20 protein-coding genes and 2 pseudogenes are annotated in these 20,144 nt (G+C 63.3%); 10 read left to right on the plus strand and 12 right to left on the minus strand.

From position 1 onward, the window contains the following. Positions 1-217 (plus strand): annotated as a pseudogene (locus tag FXB40_RS07230) (hypothetical protein); the annotation flags it as partial. Positions 218-301: 84 nt separating this feature from the next. Here FXB40_RS07230 and FXB40_RS07235 read toward each other — a convergent pair. The 11 genes from FXB40_RS07235 to FXB40_RS07290 all read right to left on the minus strand — a co-directional run bounded on the left by FXB40_RS07235 (position 302) and on the right by FXB40_RS07290 (position 9,996). Beyond that, positions 302-868 (minus strand): peptidoglycan-binding domain-containing protein, encoded by a 567-nt coding sequence (locus tag FXB40_RS07235; protein ID WP_246207431.1) that lies wholly within the window; start codon positions 866-868, stop codon positions 302-304. A 298-nt stretch (positions 869-1,166) separates the two neighbouring features. Beyond that, the gene (locus tag FXB40_RS07240; RefSeq protein ID WP_148771522.1) at positions 1,167-2,672 is read right to left on the minus strand and encodes an adenylate/guanylate cyclase domain-containing protein; all 1,506 of its coding nucleotides are present in this window, start codon (positions 2,670-2,672) and stop codon (positions 1,167-1,169) included. A gap of 372 nt (positions 2,673-3,044) precedes the next feature. After that, positions 3,045-3,170 carry a hypothetical protein gene (locus FXB40_RS49840; protein ID WP_283812887.1) on the minus strand — a complete coding sequence of 42 codons (126 nt, stop codon included), beginning with the start codon at positions 3,168-3,170 and terminating at the stop codon, positions 3,045-3,047. Between the two features lie 317 nt (positions 3,171-3,487). Then, a complete protein-coding gene (locus FXB40_RS07255) occupies positions 3,488-3,709 on the minus strand; it encodes a hypothetical protein (protein WP_148771524.1) in 222 nt (73 codons plus the stop codon). 15 nt (positions 3,710-3,724) lie between these two features. Further along, positions 3,725-4,045, minus strand: a complete 321-nt coding sequence (locus tag FXB40_RS07260) for a hypothetical protein (RefSeq protein WP_148771525.1) — start codon at positions 4,043-4,045, stop codon at positions 3,725-3,727. A 71-nt stretch (positions 4,046-4,116) separates the two neighbouring features. Beyond that, positions 4,117-4,575: an Hsp20 family protein gene (locus FXB40_RS07265; RefSeq protein ID WP_148771526.1), complete on the minus strand. Its 459-nt coding sequence runs from the start codon at positions 4,573-4,575 to the stop codon at positions 4,117-4,119. Between the two features lie 438 nt (positions 4,576-5,013). Continuing rightward, entirely contained in the window at positions 5,014-5,727 is a 714-nt protein-coding gene (locus FXB40_RS07270) for an ABC transporter ATP-binding protein (RefSeq protein ID WP_148771527.1), read from the minus strand. Beyond that, positions 5,724-7,493, minus strand: coding sequence for a branched-chain amino acid ABC transporter ATP-binding protein/permease (locus FXB40_RS07275; protein ID WP_148771528.1), 1,770 nt, complete (start codon positions 7,491-7,493; stop codon positions 5,724-5,726). Before FXB40_RS07275 ends, FXB40_RS07270 begins: the two co-directional genes overlap by 4 nt. Next, a complete protein-coding gene (locus FXB40_RS07280) occupies positions 7,490-8,533 on the minus strand; it encodes a branched-chain amino acid ABC transporter permease (RefSeq protein WP_148771529.1) in 1,044 nt (347 codons plus the stop codon). The genes FXB40_RS07275 and FXB40_RS07280 overlap by 4 nt, the downstream gene beginning before the upstream one ends. A gap of 42 nt (positions 8,534-8,575) precedes the next feature. Then, positions 8,576-9,724 carry an ABC transporter substrate-binding protein gene (locus tag FXB40_RS07285; RefSeq protein WP_148771530.1) on the minus strand — a complete coding sequence of 383 codons (1,149 nt, stop codon included), beginning with the start codon at positions 9,722-9,724 and terminating at the stop codon, positions 8,576-8,578. Further along, entirely contained in the window at positions 9,709-9,996 is a 288-nt protein-coding gene (locus FXB40_RS07290; protein WP_148771531.1) for a hypothetical protein, read from the minus strand. Before FXB40_RS07290 ends, FXB40_RS07285 begins: the two co-directional genes overlap by 16 nt. A 291-nt stretch (positions 9,997-10,287) precedes the next feature. On the opposite strand from FXB40_RS07290, the gene FXB40_RS07295 reads away from it, so the two are divergent. From FXB40_RS07295 to FXB40_RS07325, 7 genes and pseudogenes are all read left to right on the plus strand, one after another. Continuing rightward, complete coding sequence (locus FXB40_RS07295) at positions 10,288-11,070, plus strand: aspartate/glutamate racemase family protein (RefSeq protein ID WP_187436717.1); 783 nt, start codon at positions 10,288-10,290, stop codon at positions 11,068-11,070. A 31-nt stretch (positions 11,071-11,101) separates the two neighbouring features. Beyond that, a complete protein-coding gene (locus tag FXB40_RS07300) occupies positions 11,102-11,530 on the plus strand; it encodes an organic hydroperoxide resistance protein (RefSeq protein WP_148771533.1) in 429 nt (142 codons plus the stop codon). Between the two features lie 22 nt (positions 11,531-11,552). Next, positions 11,553-12,731 (plus strand): thiolase family protein, encoded by a 1,179-nt coding sequence (locus tag FXB40_RS07305; protein WP_148771534.1) that lies wholly within the window; start codon positions 11,553-11,555, stop codon positions 12,729-12,731. Then, positions 12,728-13,969 (plus strand): SDR family NAD(P)-dependent oxidoreductase, encoded by a 1,242-nt coding sequence (locus FXB40_RS07310; RefSeq protein WP_148771535.1) that lies wholly within the window; start codon positions 12,728-12,730, stop codon positions 13,967-13,969. The genes FXB40_RS07305 and FXB40_RS07310 overlap by 4 nt, the downstream gene beginning before the upstream one ends. 34 nt (positions 13,970-14,003) lie before the next feature. After that, positions 14,004-14,786 (plus strand): cyclase family protein, encoded by a 783-nt coding sequence (locus FXB40_RS07315; RefSeq protein ID WP_187436736.1) that lies wholly within the window; start codon positions 14,004-14,006, stop codon positions 14,784-14,786. Between the two features lie 57 nt (positions 14,787-14,843). Further along, positions 14,844-16,001, plus strand: a complete 1,158-nt coding sequence (locus FXB40_RS07320; RefSeq protein ID WP_187436737.1) for an ABC transporter substrate-binding protein — start codon at positions 14,844-14,846, stop codon at positions 15,999-16,001. An 11-nt stretch (positions 16,002-16,012) separates the two neighbouring features. Then, positions 16,013-17,667: pseudogene (locus tag FXB40_RS07325) on the plus strand (ATP-dependent acyl-CoA ligase). 12 nt (positions 17,668-17,679) lie between these two features. Here FXB40_RS07325 and FXB40_RS07330 read toward each other — a convergent pair. Next, on the minus strand, positions 17,680-18,186 hold the full coding sequence (locus FXB40_RS07330) for a MarR family winged helix-turn-helix transcriptional regulator (RefSeq protein WP_148771538.1): 507 nt from the start codon (positions 18,184-18,186) through the stop codon (positions 17,680-17,682). A gap of 315 nt (positions 18,187-18,501) precedes the next feature. Here FXB40_RS07330 and FXB40_RS07340 point away from each other — a divergent pair, with 315 nt between their 5' ends. Together FXB40_RS07340 and FXB40_RS07345 are read left to right on the plus strand one after the other, a co-directional pair. Next, the gene (locus tag FXB40_RS07340) at positions 18,502-19,680 is read left to right on the plus strand and encodes an acyl-CoA dehydrogenase family protein (RefSeq protein ID WP_148771539.1); all 1,179 of its coding nucleotides are present in this window, start codon (positions 18,502-18,504) and stop codon (positions 19,678-19,680) included. An 18-nt stretch (positions 19,681-19,698) separates the two neighbouring features. After that, positions 19,699-20,130, plus strand: coding sequence for a RidA family protein (locus FXB40_RS07345; protein ID WP_148771540.1), 432 nt, complete (start codon positions 19,699-19,701; stop codon positions 20,128-20,130). Positions 20,131-20,144: the final 14 nt, after the last annotated feature.

The raw sequence follows: 20,144 nt of genomic DNA on the forward strand, positions 1-20,144 counted from the left end.
AGATGTGTATAAGAGACAGGTCACCGTGGCTGCCATCGCAGCGCGTCGAGCACATGCAGCGCAACAAGCTGGTATTCGACAGCCGCAAGCCCTCGCGCACGCGCTCGGCTCCGATGTGATCAAGCGCATGCGCGCAGACTTCGTCCAGTTCCCGCCATTCGCAGGCGGCAACAAGCATTTTCCGATGCTGACGCGGATGGTGCGGCCCAAGTCTTAGAGAACCGAGAGTGTGGAAAAAACCAGGGCGTGAACCCATAAATTCGGATTGGTCGGCGGAGCTAATGGACTGCGCCGCCTTCGGTCACCTGCGTCCGAACAGTCCTCCGACCACGCCGCCGATCAGTCCGCCGGGGCCGCCCCCACCGTTGTGATGGTGAGCACCCGTGCGACGACGGGCCGAATGGTCGGCATCAGATTTGTCGCTACCGCTGAGGCTGGCAGGCGCCGCCGAGGCGGACTCGGTCAGTAGCGCCTGATGCTGCACCAGGTTCAGGAAGCCGGTTCTGGGATAGCCGCGTGCCGCCTGCCAGCGCGTGATGACGGCGCGGGTCGACCCGTCGAAGCGTCCGTTGACCTTGGTGTCGAAACCGAGACCGGTCAGCCGGCGCTGTACGTCGCGACGCCGTCCCTTGTTGAGGCCGATCTGATCTTCGGTTTCCTGACTTGCCTCGCCTGCCACCATCGTCGGATCGACGGATGCGATCAGCTCGCGGTCGGCCGTGCTCGGACCGGCTGTGGCGGCATTTGCACCGACGAGAATTCCCAAGACTGATAATGCGAGGATGAAGACACGCAATGGCATATTCTTCGCTGATCTTGAGTCTCGCAATGATTTCGCGTTGAACACCTGTATCGGTTCAAACAGCACCGCTGTGACACTCGAACGTCCGGCGGCGTCTAAATCAAAGGTCAACTCCGGGTTTCGTCGCTGGCAACTGTTACGGGGGGCAATTGTTCCCTAGCAGGCGTCGGTTGTTACACGACATTGCGCTGAGACTGCCCAACAAGAAGTCGGCGATGGACCGCGGCGGCATCCTTGCCAGCTTTCCGATGCTGACGCGGACGGTTAGGCCCAACGCCGCCTGGGGGCGTGGACTCAGAGCGGACGATTTCGGTCTGTCGTCGAGGAACAGTCGGCCTTCGCCTCGCGGCCGCACCGCGGTCGTTTATATCTGCGTCGAGGTGATCGTCATGCGATGGACTTCCATCTTTTGACCGATGCCCTTCAGGTTCTCGTAGTTGCGCGATACCGAGCGCGAGTTGACGATGTCACTGACGCCCGGTGCCTCCATCACCGTTGCACTGATGCAGATTTCGTCGACATCGGCGAGACCTTGCACGCGTGCGGCGATATTCACGTCCTGCCCGAAATAGTCGATCCGGTCGTTGAGCGTCACCGCAATCGCTCGACCCTTGTGGACACCGACCTTGAGGCCGAGCGGCCGCGAAGCGGTCCGGTTGAATCGCGACAGTTCTTCGATCATCTCGATGGAGGCGCAAACGGCGTCCTGGGGACGCTCGAATCCGGCCATGACCGCGTCGCCGATCGTCTTGATAATGGTGCCGGATCGTTCCCGGATGATCCTGTTCAAAATCTCGAAGTGTTGACGAACCAAAAAATACGCGTTCACGTCACCAACGCTTTCATACAGCGGCGTCGACTGCTTCAGATCGGTGAACAGGAAAGTCATGTCCGAGACATTGATGCTCTCGCCCTCATCCACCAGCTGCGCCTTGTAGAGTTCGCGAAAGCTCGGGGTGAGCAGCAACCGCTTGCCGGACAGGAACGGTTCATATTCGACCAGATGGGGCGTGAAACCCGGGGGATACTGGACGAACCAGAAGCGACCGCAATCGCCAGTGCGGTTCTCGATCCGGATGGTGTGCTTGCCTGGGTTGAGATCGGCCGTCTGCCGGAACGAAAAACGTCCGTCGCCGAGGACCATGTCTCTCGGTGCCGTGGGGCGGTCCGGTAGCAGAAAGCGGCCCGACTCGAGCTGGACCAGCGTCTCTTGCCGTTCTGCCGGCTCCCCGCCCGCGAAGAAGACCACAAGGAGTTTGTGGCAGAGGTCCAGCACCTCGAAACGGCCAGCTGTGACATCGAAGTCGAAGCTGCGGTGCTCATGGGCCTTGATATCGGCGAATCCGCGCGAGAGCGCAGCAACAAGCTGCTGGTGCGTCATCCCGTGCGGAGCGATGAAACCTTTCGAAAAGCTGTAGCGCAGGTAAAAGTCCTCAACAGTCAGCATTTCGGGATGGCGAAATATGATGTCGCGCACGCCGCTCGAGACCGTAAAGGTAACCTGAATGTAGTCGTCCAGCGACGCATCGTTGACCGCGTTGCAGAACGCGCACTGAAAGCGTGGATGGACCTGGTCGAGCTCGCGAAAGCTGCCGGCGACCTGCGGGCAATAGGCGCAGATGAGCAGCCAGTCCATCTCGAACAGGCCCACCTTGGCGGTGTGCACGTACAGCTCTATCGCGTCTGCCTCGGACAGACCGACGAGGCGGCCGTACTGGATCGGGTTGACGCGAAAGAGATCGTAGTCGTCGGCGGTACGGATGAAGCGTTCGAGATCCGAGAGAACATTCGGGGCCCAGCTTCTTGCCGATCCGAGCGCGCCGAGGCGTTGGCTCAGGAGAGTCTCCTTGACCGGAGACGGGGCACTCATCTCAAGCCTCCTATGGACTGACTTCAGCCGCTGCTCCGCTCGTCCATTTCAAGACCGGCGGCGGCGGCAACCCGCCTGCCTGCGCGCAGGAGTGCAAACTCTCGTCACTGAGCGGTAGCCGGGTCGGCCGTATCGGCAAGCACGATCAGCAAGTCGGTGCGTCGAGCTGCCCGTGCGGGCACTTGAAGCGATGCTCCGCGACAGCGCACCAATGTATCCTCGGCTCCACCCTCGTCGCAAGCAACCAACGCATGCATGGGCGGACAAGCGGACACGAGGCGTGCCCCTTACTGAGTACCTCGATTTATCGGTGCACTGCCTGGTGAGCCCTTCGATCGTTTTATTGTGCTGCTCGCGGGATCCCGGCGCGCTCTAGTGCCCGCCAAGATAGGCCGTGATCAGCTTGGGATCGTGGATGAGATCCTTGGCGGGGCCGGACTGCACGATCTCGCCGGTCTCGAGCACGTAGCCGTAGGAAGGATTACGGTGCCAGTGCACTCAACTAGACGCGGGTTGAGTGGGGTTGCGTGCCGTCCACCACTGTCACCGTAATTCCACGTTCCGCGATTGCCGCGAGGAGCTGCCGGAAGGGTTTAACTGCGTAACCGTAAGCTCACCTTAGGGCGCTAACGGCCCCGGATCGATTAATCGGGCTCCGCTTGCGAGCAATAGAAACATCGTCTGATAGCCGCGATATCTCGCGGCCATTCGCGTTCTCTCACGGCCCTTACCCAGGACAGTGCCAGACTGGTCGCAAACCCGCCATTCCCAACCACGACGATTGCGATCGATCAACATAAGCTCCAGCATTGAAGCTAAGCCACCCTGGATGCTGCACCGGGGGTTGGACCGCCGAAATTTATAGAAAACGGGAAAGTTGTCGCCGATAGCGCATCAATTGCGCTTTGCTCCTCCGACAGGCGCTTGATCAAGAACTCGCGTTCAAGATCTGATAAGCGTGTGCTCAGCAGACGGCGGTAGCGGTGGATATTGTTGCGATGGGCACGAAGGCACGCCAGTTTTTCATCCATTGTCATCTGGGCCTCCGAAGTTCACGCCGCGGCCGCACGTTCAGTCGAACGGAGGCGGTAAGGCTTTCCACCGGGTGGCGTTCGAGGGCCACCGTCCAGGGCGCATAGCGCTTCCAATATGTCATCGATCGATACCGGCTTTTTGAGCCCGGCAGGGGCGCGCATCGACGGGCAAGAGGCTATCGCAGATGCGTCGGACGCCCATGAAGCCAGAATTGCGCGCTTCTCGGCCGACGTTAGGGCCGGATGATTCAGGACGTCTTGCGGCGTTTCAAACACCGTACCGGGATGAAGCAGCGCGTTGAAGTCGAAAACGTTGTCGTCAGCGGTCGTCGGCCGCATGGTCTTCTCCTTTTCATGGACGAATGGATGGGAGCCGCACGACTTGCAGCGCGGCCCCCGCGGCGCTTGGGCTAGGCGGCGGCTTTGGCTTCAAGCCTCCGCACGTTGCCGGTCGAGGCATCACCAATCGCAATACGGCGCGGCTTCATGGCTTCCGGGATCTCGCGAACGAGTTCGATGGTCAGCAAGCCATTGTCGAACGCGGCGCTTTTGACCTCGACATATTCGGCGAGGCTGAACTGACGCTTGAAGCTGCGGGTCGAGATACCGCGGTAGAGGAAATCACGCTCGGTCTTGTCGGATTTACTGCCCTCGACCGTGACTACGTTCTGCTCGGCAGTGATCTCGATGTCTTCGGGCGCAAAACCCGCAACCGCCAGCGAAATTTGGTAGCGGTCGTCAGCCAGCCGTTCGATGTTGTAGGGCGGGTAGTTGTCCTCGCTGGCCCGTTGAGCCGTTTCCGCGAGGTCAAAAAGGCGGTCGAAACCAATGGTCGAGCGCCAGAGAGGAGCGAAATCGTAGGTGCGCATAGCCAAATCCTCCTAAGAGCAAGATGTCTACGAGCGGCACCGGACACAGCCGGTGCCCGTCTCTTGGCCCGGGCCCGTGAGGCGCCCGGACGCCATCCGTCCGATGGCGACAAGAAAATTAGCAAAGCTGATTTTGGTTTCAAGAGGGGTTTAAAAAAAATCGCTGGACCCGTCGTCAAGGTGCAACGAAGCGAGTTTGCGTTTGACGGTTGATATCGGATATCCGGGAGATGAGGGTCGGCGGTTGAAGCCCCCGCCATCCCACAAGCGGCGAGCATGGCATCATGCCACTGTTTTGCCCGACGGATCAAGTGGATTTCGTAAAATCCGCAATTGTTGCGACTAAGCGATTGATGTCGCTGCCACCGGCTACTGTGCATGGGGTTGTTTTCGCTATTTCTGTGTCGGGAGGCTCGCCGGGCCTGATCCTGACCGGCGCTAGTGTCCGCCGAGATAGGCCGTGATCAGCTTGGGATCGTGGATGAGATCCCTGGCGGGGCCGGACTGCACGATCTCGCCGGTCTCGAGCACGTAGCCGTAGTCGGCCGTCTCCAGCGCGGCGCGGGCGTTCTGCTCGACCAGCAGGATCGAGACGCCGAGGTCGCGGAGCGACGCGATGGTGCGAAAGATCTCGCGCACGATCAGCGGCGCGAGACCGAGGCTGGGTTCGTCCAGCATGAGCAGTTTCGGCTTGGCCATCAGCGCGCGCCCGAGCGCGAGCATCTGGCGCTCGCCGCCGGAGAGGGTGCCTGCCGCCTGGCGTTGCCGTTCCTTCAGGCGAGGGAAGCGATCATAGACCTCGCCCAGCGTCTTCTGGACGCCCGAGCGGTCGCGCAGGCTGTAGGAGCCGAGCAGGAGATTGTCGGCGACCGACATGTCGGAGAACAGCTCGCGCTTCTCCGGGACAAGGCACAGCCGGCGCTCGACGCGATCCTCGACGGACATTTTTCCGACGTCGTTGCCCTGAAACACCATGCGGCCGCGCGAGGCGAGCAGCCCGATGGCGGCCATCAGAAGCGTGGTCTTGCCGGCACCGTTCGGGCCGATCACGGTGACGATCTGACCTTCTTCGATCGACAGCGAGACGTTGCGGACCGCCTCGACATTGTCGTAGCAGACGGTCACATCCGTCATGGCAAACATCTCGCTCACGCGACGCCTCCGAGATAGGCCTCTTGAACCCGCTCGTCGCTGCGGATCGCCGCTGGCGCGCCTTCGCAAAGCTTGGAGCCGAAATCGAGCACCACGATGCGGTCGACCAGCGACATCACGAACTCCATGTCATGCTCGACGATCAGGATGGTCAGATGATCGGAGCGCAGCGAGCGGAGCAACTCCGCAAGCCTGAGCTTCTCCTGGCGGCGCAAGCCCGCGGCCGGCTCGTCGAGGACGAGCAGGGCAGGATCGGCGGCGAGTGCGCGGGCGATCTCGAGGATACGCTGATTGCCGAGCGGCAGATTGCCTGCGAGCTCAAATGGCTTTTCGCCGAGCCCGACGCGTTCGAGCTGCATCATGGCCTCGTGCCGGGTGCTGGCCTCCTCATGCTGGTTGAGGCGGAAGGCGCCGGCGAACAAGCCGGTGCGTGTGCGGGCGTAGGTGCCGAGCATCACGTTTTCGAGGAGGCTCATGCGCGGCCGCAGCTTCACATGCTGGAAGGTCCTGGCGACGCCGGCCTTGGCGATGCGGGATTGAGGATCACGCGTGATCGGACGCCCCGCAAAGACGATCTCGCCCTTGTTGACCCGCAGCGCGCCGGTCAGGCAGTTGAACATCGTGCTCTTGCCGGCGCCGTTCGGGCCGATGACCGCGAGGATCTCGCCGGAGCGGACCTCGAAGCTGACATTGTTGACCGCGACGAGGCCGCCGAATCGACGCTCGGCGCCATCGACCTTCAGAAGCAGCTCGCCCGGCGTCGGTTGGGGGCGACGCGGCAGCGGCGGCGCAGGCTGCGGCCGCTCGCGTTTGATCTTCGGCAAATGGCGCGCAACGAAGGGGACGATGCCCTGCCGCGCCCATTGCAGGAACAGAATGAACAACGCGGAGAAGGCGACGATCTCGAGCTGCCCCGAGGCGCCCTTGGCAATCAGCGGCAGATAGTCCTGCACACTGTTCTTGAGCAGGGTGACGACGGCGGCACCCACCACGCCGCCGAGCAGGCTGCCGGCGCCGCCGACCATCGACATCATCAGATATTCGATACCCATGCCGGCATCGAACGGACCCGGACTGATGAAGCGGCTCATATGGGCGTAGAGCCACCCCGAGAGCGAAGCCAGAAAGGCCGCGATCACGAAGGTCACGAGCTTGATCCGGAAGGCGTTGATGCCGAGGCTCTCGACCAGCGTATTGCCGCCGCGCAGCGCGCGCATGGCGCGGCCGAGCCTGGAGTCCAGCAGATTGTATCCGAGCAGGAGGACGGTAGCGACGATGCCCCAGATCAGGAAATAGATCTGCGCGCTCGAGACCAGCGCGAACGATCCGATGCTGATCGGCGGGATCGACGAGATGCCGTTGAAGCGGCCGAGCCCCTCGACATTGCCGAACAGGAAGCCGATGGCGAGACCCCAGGCAACGGTCGAGAGCGACAGGAAATGGCCCTGAAGCCGCAACGTAACGACGCCGAGGATGGCCGCGACGCAGCAGGTCAGCGCCACGCCGAACAGGAGGCCGAGCCATGGAGAGTATCCGTTCAATGCGGAGACCCAGGCGGTCGCATAGGCCGCGATGCCGACGAACGCAGCCTGTCCGAACGACACGATACCGCCGACGCCGGTGAGTAGCGCAAGGCCGATGGCAACCAGCGAATAGATGCCGATATAGTTCATCAGCGTGATGCTGAAGGGGCTCAGGACCAGAGGCGCGAGCGCGAGGCACACCACCGCCGCCATTGCCGCGAGTTGAACGTGAAGGCGCGTCATTCCTCGATCTCCTCCTCGGAATGCAGCGAGGCGAGGGATCGCCAGATCAGGATCGGGATCAGCAGCGAGAACACGATGACGTCCTTGAGCGCGCTGCTCTCGAAGGACGCAAAACTTTCGAGGATGCCGACGCCGACGGCGCCGATCGCAGCACCGGGATAGCTGGTCATGCCGCCGACAATGGCGCCGACGAAGGCCTTGAGGCCGATCAGGAAGCCGGAATCGTAGAACACCGTGTTGACCGGCGCGATCAGGATTCCGGAGACGCCGGCCATCAGCGATCCCAGCAGATAGGCGATCGTGCCGGCGCGGGCGGGCCGTATCCCCATCAGGCGCGAACCGGTCCGGTTCACAGCCGTGGCACGCAGCGATTTTCCGACCAGCGTAAAGTCGAAGAACAGATAGAGCAGTCCGCTGAAGACGAGGGCCGCGATCACGATCAGCATGGTCTGGCCCGACACCAGCGCGCCGGCGAACTCGGTCGAGAACGAGGTCAGCGGTTCGGTCCGGACACCTTCGGGGCCGAAGAACAGCAGGCCGAGGCCCACCAGTGCGAAATGCAGTGCGACGGAGACCGTCAGGAGCAACAGCACTGTTCCGTCCGCGATGGGACGGAACACGATCCGGTCCAGCAGCGGTGCGATCGGCGTGATCAGCATCAAGGCCAGGACGAGTCTGACGGCGAGAGGAGGATCGGCGCGCATTGTCAGCCAGGCGACGCCAACGACGGCGAGCGGAAGTACGAGATAAAAAAGAAGGGCACGCGGCAGCAAGCGAAGCTCGCCGGAGCGCAGCAGCGAGATGATCTCGATCAGGGTCGCGAGGCACGCGAGGATGACGACGAGCGCGCCGGTCCCGGGAAAACGCTTCGCATCGAGGGCTGCCAGCGTCAGCGCGGTGAATGCGGCGATGTCGCCAAAGGGAATGAAGATGACCCGTGTCACCGTGAAGATGAGGACGGTCCCGATCGCCACCAGTGCATAGACTGCGCCGGTGGCGATTCCGTCGATCCCAAGGATGGCTGCGATGTCACTCGTCATTGAGACGCCGTTCCCCCGTTCTGACTGCCTGCCGCCGTCCGACTACGGTGCGTACTTCCAGGCGCCGCCGCTCAGGCGCACCACGACGAGCGAGCGCTCGTCGACGCCGGTCACGGAACCCGGCTTGAAGTTATAGACGGCATGGACGCCCGGCAGCTCCTTGGTGCTGAGGATCGCGTCTCGCAGGGCGGTGTGGAATTCCGCCGTTCCGGGTTTCGCGGTCTTGAGCGCGCGCTCGGCGGCATTGGCGAAAATCAGCCAGGCGTCGAAGGAGTAGGCTGAGAAGCCGTCGGTGGTCGGAATGTTGTGGGTCTTCTGGTAGACGGCTCGGAAATCCAGCGCGATCTTCTTGGCGAAGTGCTCGTCGGGCAGCTGCTCGGCGACGATCACCGGACCGGCGGAGACCTGGATGCCGTCGGCCGCCTTGCCGCCGACATTGACGAAGTCCGGATTGACCAGCGCGACCGTGCCGTAGGTGTTTCCCTTGAAGCCGCGGTCGGCGAGGCTGAGCAGAGGCAGCGCGCCTTGCGTCCCGGAGCCGCCGTCCAGCACGGCGTCCGGCCGGGCGGCAAGCACCTTCAGAATCTGTGCGGTGACAGAGGTGTCGGTGCGGGCGTATCGCTCGTTGGTCTGGATCTTGATATCGCCGGCGGTTTCGGCAGCCTTGGCGCCGTTGTAGACGAGATCGCCCCAGGCATCGGAGAAGCCGATATAGCCGATGTTCTTCATGCCATCGCGCTTCATGCGATCGGCGACGATCTTGACGAGTAGGGACGCCGGCTGCGGCACCGACACCACCCACTGCTCGGGTGTTTCCGGCAGCTTGCCGATCGGCGAGACCGCGATCATCGGCACCTTCAGCTCGCTCGCCACCGCCGCCATGGCGATGGTCGACGGTGCCGTCGCGGTGCCGATCAGCAGGTCGACCTTCTCTTCTTCCACCAGCTTGCGCGCGTTGCGGGTCGCGGCCGACGGGTCGGAGCCGTCGTCGAGCTGGATCAGGCGAATGGTTTCGCCGTTGATGGTCTTCTTGTATTCATAGGCCGCGTTGATGCCGCGCCCATAGGGGATGCCGATCGACGAGCCGTTGCCGCTGAGTGAGGTAACGAAGCCGATAGTGATGTCGGCCTGCGCAGCCGGAGCTGCGACCACGCCGGCGACAAGTGCAAGTAAGCTCAGAGTCTTGCGCATTTGCGTTCTCCTCCGTTGATGCTGGATAGGAATGCTTCGATGCCGCCGCGCGGGGACTCCGAACGACGAACCAACCGATTGAAAACATTGCTGCGGCGCCAAATGCCGGGCGCGACCGAAGAGAGTGTGCTCGCCCGGGCGCTCAGCAGCCATGATGTTGCTTGCCGCGCGAACCACGGACCGGCGATGCTGTCACTGCCGGCTGTTCGAGCACGGCGACTGTCCACACGATTGAGTCTCTCAAAATCGGTGCCCTGCAACATCATTGTCATGGCCACCGGTCCCTGACCGGCGAGGAATTACTTAAAGCCTAAAGTATTGTCGGTGGCGCCGTCAACACGTGTCACGGGGCTGTCAGAAAAAAATGTTGTTGCATACAATTTCGTCAGTGTGCGGCGTTTCCCTGCTCCTCGACCGGACGAAAACGCCGTGCCCGCCTGGCCGTGACGGTGTCGGTTGTCGGCTCTGCCGCGCGCATTTGACGCGTGAATTAGTTTATGGTTGAAATATATTCATCGGCAGACGACGACCGATCCTCCGACCACCGCTTGAGGAGAAGGACGATGCGCATCTTCTGGCAGAGCTTCGTTGATGCGAGCGTCAACGCGCCCTACATGGCGCGGCTGTCGGAATACCTCAACAACATCGCTGCACCAGGCACGACGGTTCACGTCGAGGGCATCAGTCCGCCGGACCGCGAGTTCGGACGGCTTGCGGAATTGCGCTGCGCCGTCCAGGCCATCGACAACGGCATCGCGGCGGAGGAGGGCGGGTTCGATGCCTTTGTCATGGGGCATTTTCAGGATCCCGGCCTCTATGAGCTGCGTTCGGCGCTCGACATTCCCGTGATCGGGACCGGCGAGGCGACGTTGCTGGCGGCCTCGCAGCTCGGCCGCCGACTTGGCCTTGTCACGCTCGATCCCGTCTTCGAGGTCTGGCACTACGAGCAGGCCGAACGTCACGGCCTCGGCGGTCGCGTGGTCCACGTGACCGGTCTTGGCTGCAAGCCGGAAGATTTCGCCGATGCGTTTGCCGGCGACAATGCTGCGCAAGCCCGCATGATCGAGGATTTTGTCGCCTGCGCGCTTCCTCTGGTCGAGCGCGGCGCGGATGTCGTGATCCCCGCCGGCGTATTGCCTGGCCTCCTGATCGGGAAGGAGCATGGCCTGAAGGTTGGCCACGCGCCGGTGGTCAATTGCGCAGCCGTGGCGCTGAAGAGCGCCGAGATGTGGGTGCAGCTCCGGCAGCTCAATGGCACCGAACCAAGCCGCGGGCCGAGCTTCAGGCGGGCCAGCGCCCAGGCGCGCGCTGATTTCCGCGCGTTGCTCGCCCGTAACAGCCGTTAATCCCGGATAAGCTAGTCTTGGAGAACAAGTCATGATGACTCCCGAAAAGATCCTGTACGAGACTGAGGTGACGGCGACCGGAGGTCGGGACGGCAAGGCCGCCAGCGTCGACGGTCTGCTGTCGGTGTCGCTGTCCTTGCCGAAATCGATGGGCGGCCCTGGCGGCGAAGGCACCAATCCCGAGCAGCTCTTTGCGGCCGGCTACGCCGCGTGCTTTCTCGGTGCAGTCAAGCTCGTCGCGCGGACGCGGAAGGTGGCGCCCTCCGCCGAGCCGTCCGTGACCGCGAAGGTCGCGATGGGGCCGGTTCCCGTTGGATATGCGCTCGCTGTCGAGCTGAAGGTCAATCTGCCTGGTGTCGAGAAGGCAGTGGCCGAAGAGGTCGTTGCCGGCGCGCATGAACGCTGCCCCTATTCGAACGCAACCCGTGGCAATATTGACGTGAAACTGACGGTGGTTTGAGGCGGATGAACGAGGGCGGTCGGTGACCAAGACCTTACGTACACCGTATGATGGCGTCGTGATTGCGGCTCCCGTCACCATTCCTTATGTGCGCTACTCCATCGAGAGCGCGCAGTGGTGGATCGGGCGGGCGCTCAGCGCGCTCGTTGCGCAGGCCGGCATCAAGGCGTCCGATATCGATGGTCTGTGCGTCTCCAGCTTCACCATGGGCACTGACAGCGGTGTCGGACTGACGCAGCATTTCGGGCTCTGCGTGCGATGGCTGGATACGATTCCGCTCGGTGGCGCCAGCGCCATCGCAGGGTTGCGAAAGGCGGCGCGCGCGGTTCAGGCCCATGACGCCGACATCGTGGCGTGCGTGGCGGGCGACACCAACCACGTCGATTCCTTCCGGCTGACGCTGGAGAATTTTTCGCGGTTCAACCAGGACGCCGTCTATCCTTACGGAGCCGGCGGCGCCAATGCGAGCTTCGCGCTGATTGCGCGCAACTACATGCGAACCTTCGGTGTCACGCGTGAAGATGTCGGCAGGATCGCCGTCGCCCAGCGCACCAATGCCCTGCGCAACCCGCACGCGCTGATGAAGGCGCCGCTGACGATGGAGCAATATCTCGCGGCCCGGCCGATTTCTGATCCGATCCACCTGTTCGATTGCGTGATGCCCTGCGCCGGCGCGGAAGCGTTCCTCGTCATGCGCGAAGAGACGGCGGCGTCGTTGGACCTGCCGGCCGCACGACTTCTGTCGACGATCGAGCGGCACAACGCCTTCGCCGACGATCCGATGCAGGTGCGGGGCGGTTGGGCGATGGACATCGGCGATCTCTATGCGATGGCCGGCGTGAAGCCCGATGATCTCGACGTCGTGCAGACCTATGACGACTATCCCGTCATCACGATGATGCAGTTCGAGGATCTCGGCTTCTGCAAGAAGGGGGAGGGGGCCGAGTTCGTGCGCCAGCATGATCTCACCATCGATGGTGACTTTCCGCACAACACGTCGGGCGGACAGCTTTCGGTCGGGCAGGCCGGTGCCGCCGGCGCCTATCTCGGTCTCGTCGAGGGATTGCGGCAGGTTCTGGGGACTGCAGGCCCCACCCAGGTCAGGAATGCAAGCCTCGCCTTGGCCTCCGGGTTCGGTATGATCAACTATGACCGCGGTCTGGCCTCGGGCGCCGCGATCCTTGCAGGGCCTTCGCGATGATAGAGCCGATCAAGCCGCCCCGGCGCAAGAACCCGTTGCTGCGGACGCGGCTGCCTGCCTCGCCACCGCGACCGCGCAGCAGGACGTCGCACGGGTTCACACGGGCGGCCGCGGAAGGCCGCTTCATGCTGCAAAGCTGCGAAGCTTGCGGCTCTTTTGCTTATCCGGCGCGTGAGGCATGTCCGTCTTGCCTGTCGGCCGGCCTTGCCTTCGTCGACGCACCGCGCCGGGGCACGCTGCTCGCCGAGACGACGGCACGCGTGCCGAGCGACGTCTATTTCCGCGAACGGGCGCCGTGGCGAATCGGCCTCGTCAAGATGGATTGCGGTCCGACGATCGTCGCACATCTCCATGCTGACTGTGCGGAGGGCGCACCGGTCCGCATGTCGTTTCAACTCGACAAGAGCGGCCAGGCGGTGGCCTTTGCCCATCCCGAGGGGGAGACTCCCAACATGGCAGACGACAAGCAGTGGCGGGAAATGACGGCCGATCCGAAATTCCGGCGCGTGCTCGTGACCAACGGCCGCAGCGTGATCGGCCAGGAAGCTGTCGCTGCCTTGAAGGCCGCTGGCGCCAAGACGGTGTTCGTCGGCGTAGCCGAACCGTGGCGGCCGTTCGCCGGCGAGAGGCTGCTGCGCGGTCAGGACGGGATCGAGATCGTGACGCTTGACGCGGCCGACGAAAAATCTGCGGCCGATCTCGCAGCCGACATCGGCGGCAAGGTCGATATCCTCATCAACACGACGGAGTATGTGCGGCCGGGCGGCCTGCTCGACCGCAGGGGCACGAGCATCGCACGCGACGAGATCGACCAGGCCTATCTTGGCTTCATCAACCTCGCGCAGGCGTTTGGACCTGCTATGCGGATGCGCGGCGCCGATGGCATCAACAACAGTGCCGCGTGGGTCAACATTCTCTCGGTCTATGCGCTGGCGAACTGGCCTGCCTTTGGCGCCTATTCGGCCTCGCAAGCGGCGTGCCTGTCGCTGTCGCACTGCCTGCGCGCGGAGCTCAGGCCCGGTGGCGTCAGGGTGATGAACCTGTTCGCCGGGCCCGTCGACACCGAATGGTTCCAGACCGTGCCGCCGCCGAAGGTCGCGCCGCGCGCAATCGCGCAGGCGATCGTGTCGGGGCTGAGAGGCGGGCTCGAGGAGTTGTATGTCGGAGATGTCGCCGAAGAGATCCGGCAACGCCTGGCGGCCAATCCGAAAGCGCTCGAGCGCGAGCTCGATAGGTGAGATGCAGATTTCAAGCAAGCCGCAGGACGTGACGATGCAAAGCAACAATCTCCTGGAGCTGGCGGGTGCGATTTCCTCCGGCGCGGTGCGCGTGGTCGATCTGACCTTTACGCTCAGTCCGGACTTTCCGGTCATCGTGTTGCCGCCGGAGTTCGGCCAGGCAGCGCCGGTCCGCATCCAGGAAATCTCGCGATATGACGGTCGCGGCCCGGCCTGGTACTGGAACAACATCACCTTTGGTGAACACACCGGCACGCATTTCGACGCGCCGATTCACTGGTTCACCGGCAAGAACCTGCCAAACAATGCCGTCGACACCATGCCGGCCAAGGACATGATCGCTCCCGCCTGTGTCATCGACTGCTCCGCGCAGACGGCTCAGGATCCGGACTTTCTGCTCACGGTCCCGCTGGTCGAAGCCTGGGAAGCAACGCACGGCCGGATTCCAGAGCGGAATTGGGTGCTGCTGCGGACCGACTGGTCGAAGAAGGGCTGGCGCGACTATTCCAATCTCGGGGATGACGGCGCGCACACGCCGGGCCCGAACCCGGCCGTGATGAAGTGGCTGGTCGAGGAGCGCGGCATCATCGGGTTCGGCAACGAGACCATCGGTACGGATGCGGGGCAGGCCGGGCATTTCGAGCCGCCTTATCCGGCGCATCATTTCCTGCACGGCGCGGGCCGCTACGGCCTGCAATGCTTGTGCAACCTGGATCAGCTTCCGGCCACCGGCGCCATCATCGTGGCCTCGCCGCTGAAGATCCAGAACGGCTCCGGCAGTCCGCTTCGCGTCATCGCGCTGGTCTCGTCAACCTGAAGTGAATCAATGGCGCTTGCCAATCAGAACAAGAAATATTCGCGAAAGACAGGTGCCATGAACTCGATCAAGAGCCTGCTAGTCTCCACTGCATTGCTTCTCGCCGTCCCGCAGCTTGCGCAGGCCGAGATCCTCGTTGGCTTCGTTACCGGCCTCAGTGGGCCGGTGTCGTCGATTGGAATTCCGAACGCGAAGGGGATCGCAGCGGGCCAAGCTTATATCGGCGAGATCGGCGGCGAGAAGATTCGAGTCATCCAGCTTGATGACGGCTCCGATCCGACGGCGTCTGCGCGCAACGCTCGCAAGCTTGTCGAGCAGGAGAAGGTCGACGTTCTCATCGGCACGTCCGGTGCGCCGCAGACGCTCGCGATGGCGACGGCGGCCATCGAGATGAAGATTCCGATGATCGCGGTGTCGCCGATCGCGCCGGTGCCGGCAGGCGACGGTGGCCCCTGGGTCGTGCAGACGCCGCAGCCAACGCCCCTTCTCGTGCAAGGCATCGTCGACCACATGAAGGCGAAGGGCCTGAAGACCGTCGCGTTCATCGGCTTCTCCGATGCGTTCGGCGACCTCATGTACAATTCGCTCGAGCAAAGTGCGAAGACCGCCGACATCAAGATCATTGCCAACGAACGCTACGCGAGGTCGGATTCCTCGGTGACGGCCCAGGTGCTGCGCGCTCTCGCCGCGCGTCCCGACGCGATCATGCTCGGCGGCACCGGGACGCCCGGCGCGTTGCCGGTCATCGCCTTGTCCGAGCGCGGGTACAAGGGGCCGCTATACGGCAACCACGGGCTGATCAGCGCCGATTTCCTCCGTCTTGCCGGCAAGGCCGCCAACGGCATCATCTGCCCGACTGGACCTGTGACCGCGGCGGAGCAGCTTCCGGCCAGCAATCCGATTCAGAAGGTGGCCCTGGATTTCCGTGCGGCCTTCGAGAAGGCGAACGGCGAGGTGCCGACGGATTCATTCTCGTCCTATTCCTTCGACGGCTGGCTGGTGCTCGCCGATGCCGCCAAGCGCGCGATGGCAACCGGCGCCAAGCCGGGCTCGCCGGAATTTCGCACCGCGCTTCGTCAAGCGCTGTTCACGACCAAGGAGGTCGTGGGAACGCAGGGCGTCTACACCTATACGCCGGCGGATCGGCATGGCGTCGACGATCGCTCACGCATCATGGTCCAGATCGAGGACGGCAAATACAAGCTGTTGCCCTGAGCGAGGCGCAGATGACGGAGAGCAGCGTGCAGGCAAAGGCCGCCGTGGTCGGGGAGGGGAGTGTGACGCCAGCCTGGGCGCACGCGGTCGAGCTGTTTCCCCCGTCCGACCGGATCCTCTCCACCATCCTCACGCGGCAGGCGGAACGCTACGGTGAGCGCATCCTGCTGGTCGCGGGTGAGACGCGCTGGAGCTTTGCGCAGACCGCGGTGATCGCGGCCGCGTCGTCCCAGGCGCTCGTCGATGCCGGCATCAAGCCGGGTGATCGCGTCGCGCTGATGTGCTCGAACCGTCCGGAGTTTTTGCAGGTTTATCTCGGCTGTGCATGGCTCGGCGCCATCGCAGCCCGATCAATACCGCGCTGCGCGGCTTCCAGCTCTCCCACATCTTCGGCAACTCGCGTCCCGCGCTCCTCGTCGTCGAGGCTCAGTTCGCTAGCGCGATCGAGAGCGTCGATGCGGGTGTCGAGCTGCCGCCTCGGACCTGGATCATCGGAGCTGCCGCCGGGGAAATCGATGCCAGGCTTTCCGCGTTACCGTTGCCGGCTCTCGGAGCCGCGGCCCCGGCGGGCGCCGTCTGCCCCGGCGACACCGTTGCGATCCTCTACACATCGGGCACCACCGGGCCGGCAAAGGGTGTGTGTTGTCCGCAGGCGCAACTGTTCTGGTGGGGCATCTATTCGGCGCGTGCGCTCGGAATCCGCGAGGGCGATGTGCTGTTCACGACGCTGCCCCTGTTCCACACCAACGCGCTGAATGCGTTCTATCAGGCGCTCCTGAACGGATGCACCTACGTGCTGGAGCCGAAATTCTCCGCCTCGGGCTTTTGGGCCGCCGCTCAACGGCACAATGCGACGGTCGGTTATCTGCTCGGCGCGATGGCGTCGATGCTTCTGGCGCAGCCGAAGACTACGAACGATTCGACACATCGCCTTCGCGTCGCGCTTGGCGGCGGCGTGCCGCCGCAGATCCACGGTCCGTTCCGCGAACGCTTTGGCGTACCGCTAGTCGACGGCTACGGGTCGACCGAAACGAACTTCGTGTTCGCCGGCACGATTCCATCCGATCGTCCGGGAACGATGGGCTATCTGGCCGAAGGCATCGAAGCGCGGATCGTCGACGAGAATGATTCAGCGCTTCCTGACGGACAGGCCGGCGAGCTCGTGCTTCGGGCCCAAGAGCCCTTTGCTTTCGCCACCGGCTATTTTGGCATGCCGGAGAAGACGGTCGAAGCCTGGCGAAATCTGTGGTTTCACTCGGGCGATCGTGTGGTTCGAGATTCTGACGGACACTATCGTTTCATCGACCGCATGAAGGATTCGATCCGCAGGCGTGGCGAGAACGTATCCTCCTGGGAGGTCGAGCAGACCATCCAGTCCCATCCCGCGGTCGCCGCCTGCGCGATCTACCCGCTGCCGTCGGAACTGGGAGAGGACGAGGTTGCGGCTGCGATCCTGCTGGAACCAGGGCAATCGCTGGAGCCCGTCGACATCGTCAGGCATTGCGAAGGACAAATCGCTTATTTCGCCATCCCGCGCTACGTGCGCATTTTGAGCCAGATGCCGCTGACGGAGAACGGCAAGATCAAGAAGGGTGTGCTGCGCGACGCGGGCGTCACTGCGGATACATGGGATCGCGAGGCAGCCGGAGTGAAGGTTAGACGCTGACCGCTGCGCCGTTCAGGGTTTTTGCAGAGCTTCCCTGACGGCGCCCTTGAGCTCGTCGAGTTCGCCGATCAAGCCGTCGAACCGGTCCGCCGGGAAATCCGCCAGCAGCTCGGCAAGCCATGCGCCGTGGCTCTTGGCCATTCGCCTGAAGGTCTTGCGGCCTTCGACCGTCATGCAGACAATCTGCACGCGGCGGTCGAGGTTCGACGGCGTGCGGGTAATGTATCCGTCCGCGACCAGGCGGTCCACGATCGGCGTGAGGTTCCCGGCCGAGACCATCAGGCGCTTGGGCAGCTCTCCCAGCACAAGCCCGCTCGGTTCGCGGTCGAGCTGAGCCAGAACATCGAAGCGGGGCATCGTGAAATCGAACTCATCGCGAAACCGGCGCCGCAGCTCCCCTTCGATCAGGGTCGTGCAGGCGAGCAGCCGGAGCCAAACTCGCGTTTGAGCCCTGTACTCGGCCTCCTGATCCTCCCCATTCCTGGCTGATACAGGCGTGGACTCTTTCGCGAGTGCCAATCGAATCTCCCGGGCTTCGTAGCTTGTTGAAAGCTGGCGCAGCTCTCATGGTCGATAGCAAGATAGTTCGTGCCAAAAGTAAATTCAAGGCTGAGCCCTGGCGTCTCGGAACCGGCGCTGCTCTGTATCCAATTTGCACTGAATCTCAAGATCGACACTAGAGGGCCGAACCTGTCGCCGAGGTCTTTGCAGAACCCACCTTGACAAGGCACGCACCAGCGAAATATTTTAGGCTTAAAATAATTGAGGTGAAGGTTCAGCACAGGGCGTGACCCCGCGAAAGCGAGGCCGCGCAGTGAGCGGAGGAGGGATCAGATGAGCTCCGTTGCAAAAGTCATCAGGCGCGAATGGCTGGACTGGCCGTTTTTCGAGCCGCGTCATCATGCGATTGGCGATGCACTCGACCGCTTCGTGAAGTCGGGGGCCCTCGACAAGATCGATCACAGCGACATCGATGGCGCCTGCCGCAGGCTCGTGCGCGCGATGGGTGAGGCGGGGTTGCTCGATTGCGCGGTCGCGGCTCCCGATGGCGATGCCACGACAATCGATTCTCGTTCGATCTGCCTGTCGCGCGAATCGCTCGCCTATGCCGATGGCCTGGCCGATTTTGCCTTCGCCATGCAGGGGCTCGGCTCTGGCGCGATTGCGCTCGGCGGTTCGGCGGAGCTGCGCAAGGCCGTGCTGCCAAAGGTTCGTTCAGGCGAATGGCTCGCGGCCTTCGCGCTGTCCGAGAAGGAAGCCGGATCTGACGTTGCGGCGATGTCATGCACGGCGCGGGTTGACGGAAACGACTACGTCATCGATGGCGAGAAGACCTGGATTTCCAACGGCGGCATTGCCGACGTCTACACGCTGTTTGCACGAACGGGCGAGGCGCCGGGCGCGCGCGGCATCTCGGCCTTCGTCGTCTTTCCCGATGATCCCGGCTTTGGCATCGCCGAGCGCATCGACGTCATCGCGCCGCATCCGCTGGCGACGTTGCGCTTTAGCAATTGCCGGATCCCGGCGAGCCGTCGCCTCGGCGCGCCGGGCGGCGGGTTCAAGCTTGCAATGCAGACGCTGGATATTTTCCGCGCATCGGTCGCAGCTGCAGCCCTCGGCTTTACCCGGCGCGCGCTCGACGAGGCGTTGTCGCACGCGCGCAGCCGGAAGATGTTCGGTGCGACCTTGGGAGATCTTCAGCTGACCCAGGCCGCGCTCGGCGACATGGCGACTGACACCGACGCCGCCGCGCTGCTGACCTGCCGCGCGGCCTGGCGCCGCGATGTCCAGAAGCTTCCGACGACGCGCGAAGCGGCGATGGCGAAGCTGACGGCCACCGAGACTGCGCAGCGCGTCATCGACCGCGCCGTGCAGATGTTCGGCGGCCGCGGCGTGCGCAAGGGCGAGATCGTCGAAAGTCTCTATCGCGAAATCCGCGCGCTACGCATCTACGAGGGCGCGACCGAGGTTCAGAAATTGATTGTCGCGCGCGACCTGTTGAAGCCGCGCTGAGGGGGCTGAGAATTCCGCATGAGCACGATGAGAGAGCCGGAGGCCGGCGCGACCAGCGGTCTGCAAGTGCTTCAGCCCAGCGGCTGGCCGCAGCCGAAGGGCTATTCTAACGGTATCATGGCCGAGGGACGCCTTGTCGTGACGGGTGGTGTCGTCGGCTGGGACGTCGCAGGCCGGTTTGCCGACGGGTTTGTAGCGCAGGTCCGCCAGGCGCTCGAAAATATCGTCGCGATCCTGGCGGAGGGCGGTGCGAGACCCGACCATCTCGTGCGACTGACCTGGTACGTCGTGGACATGGACGAATACGTGTCGAACCTGAAAGCGCTCGGCAAAGTCTATCGCGAGGTGATTGGCACCCATTACCCCAGCATGGCGCTGGTGCAGATCGTGCGTCTCGTCGAGCCGTCCTCGCGTGTCGAGATCGAAGCGACGGCCGTCGTCCCGCGCTGATGAGGGCGCAAAGG

Source organism: Bradyrhizobium rifense (assembly GCF_008123425.1).
Classification (GTDB): domain Bacteria; phylum Pseudomonadota; class Alphaproteobacteria; order Rhizobiales; family Xanthobacteraceae; genus Bradyrhizobium; species Bradyrhizobium rifense.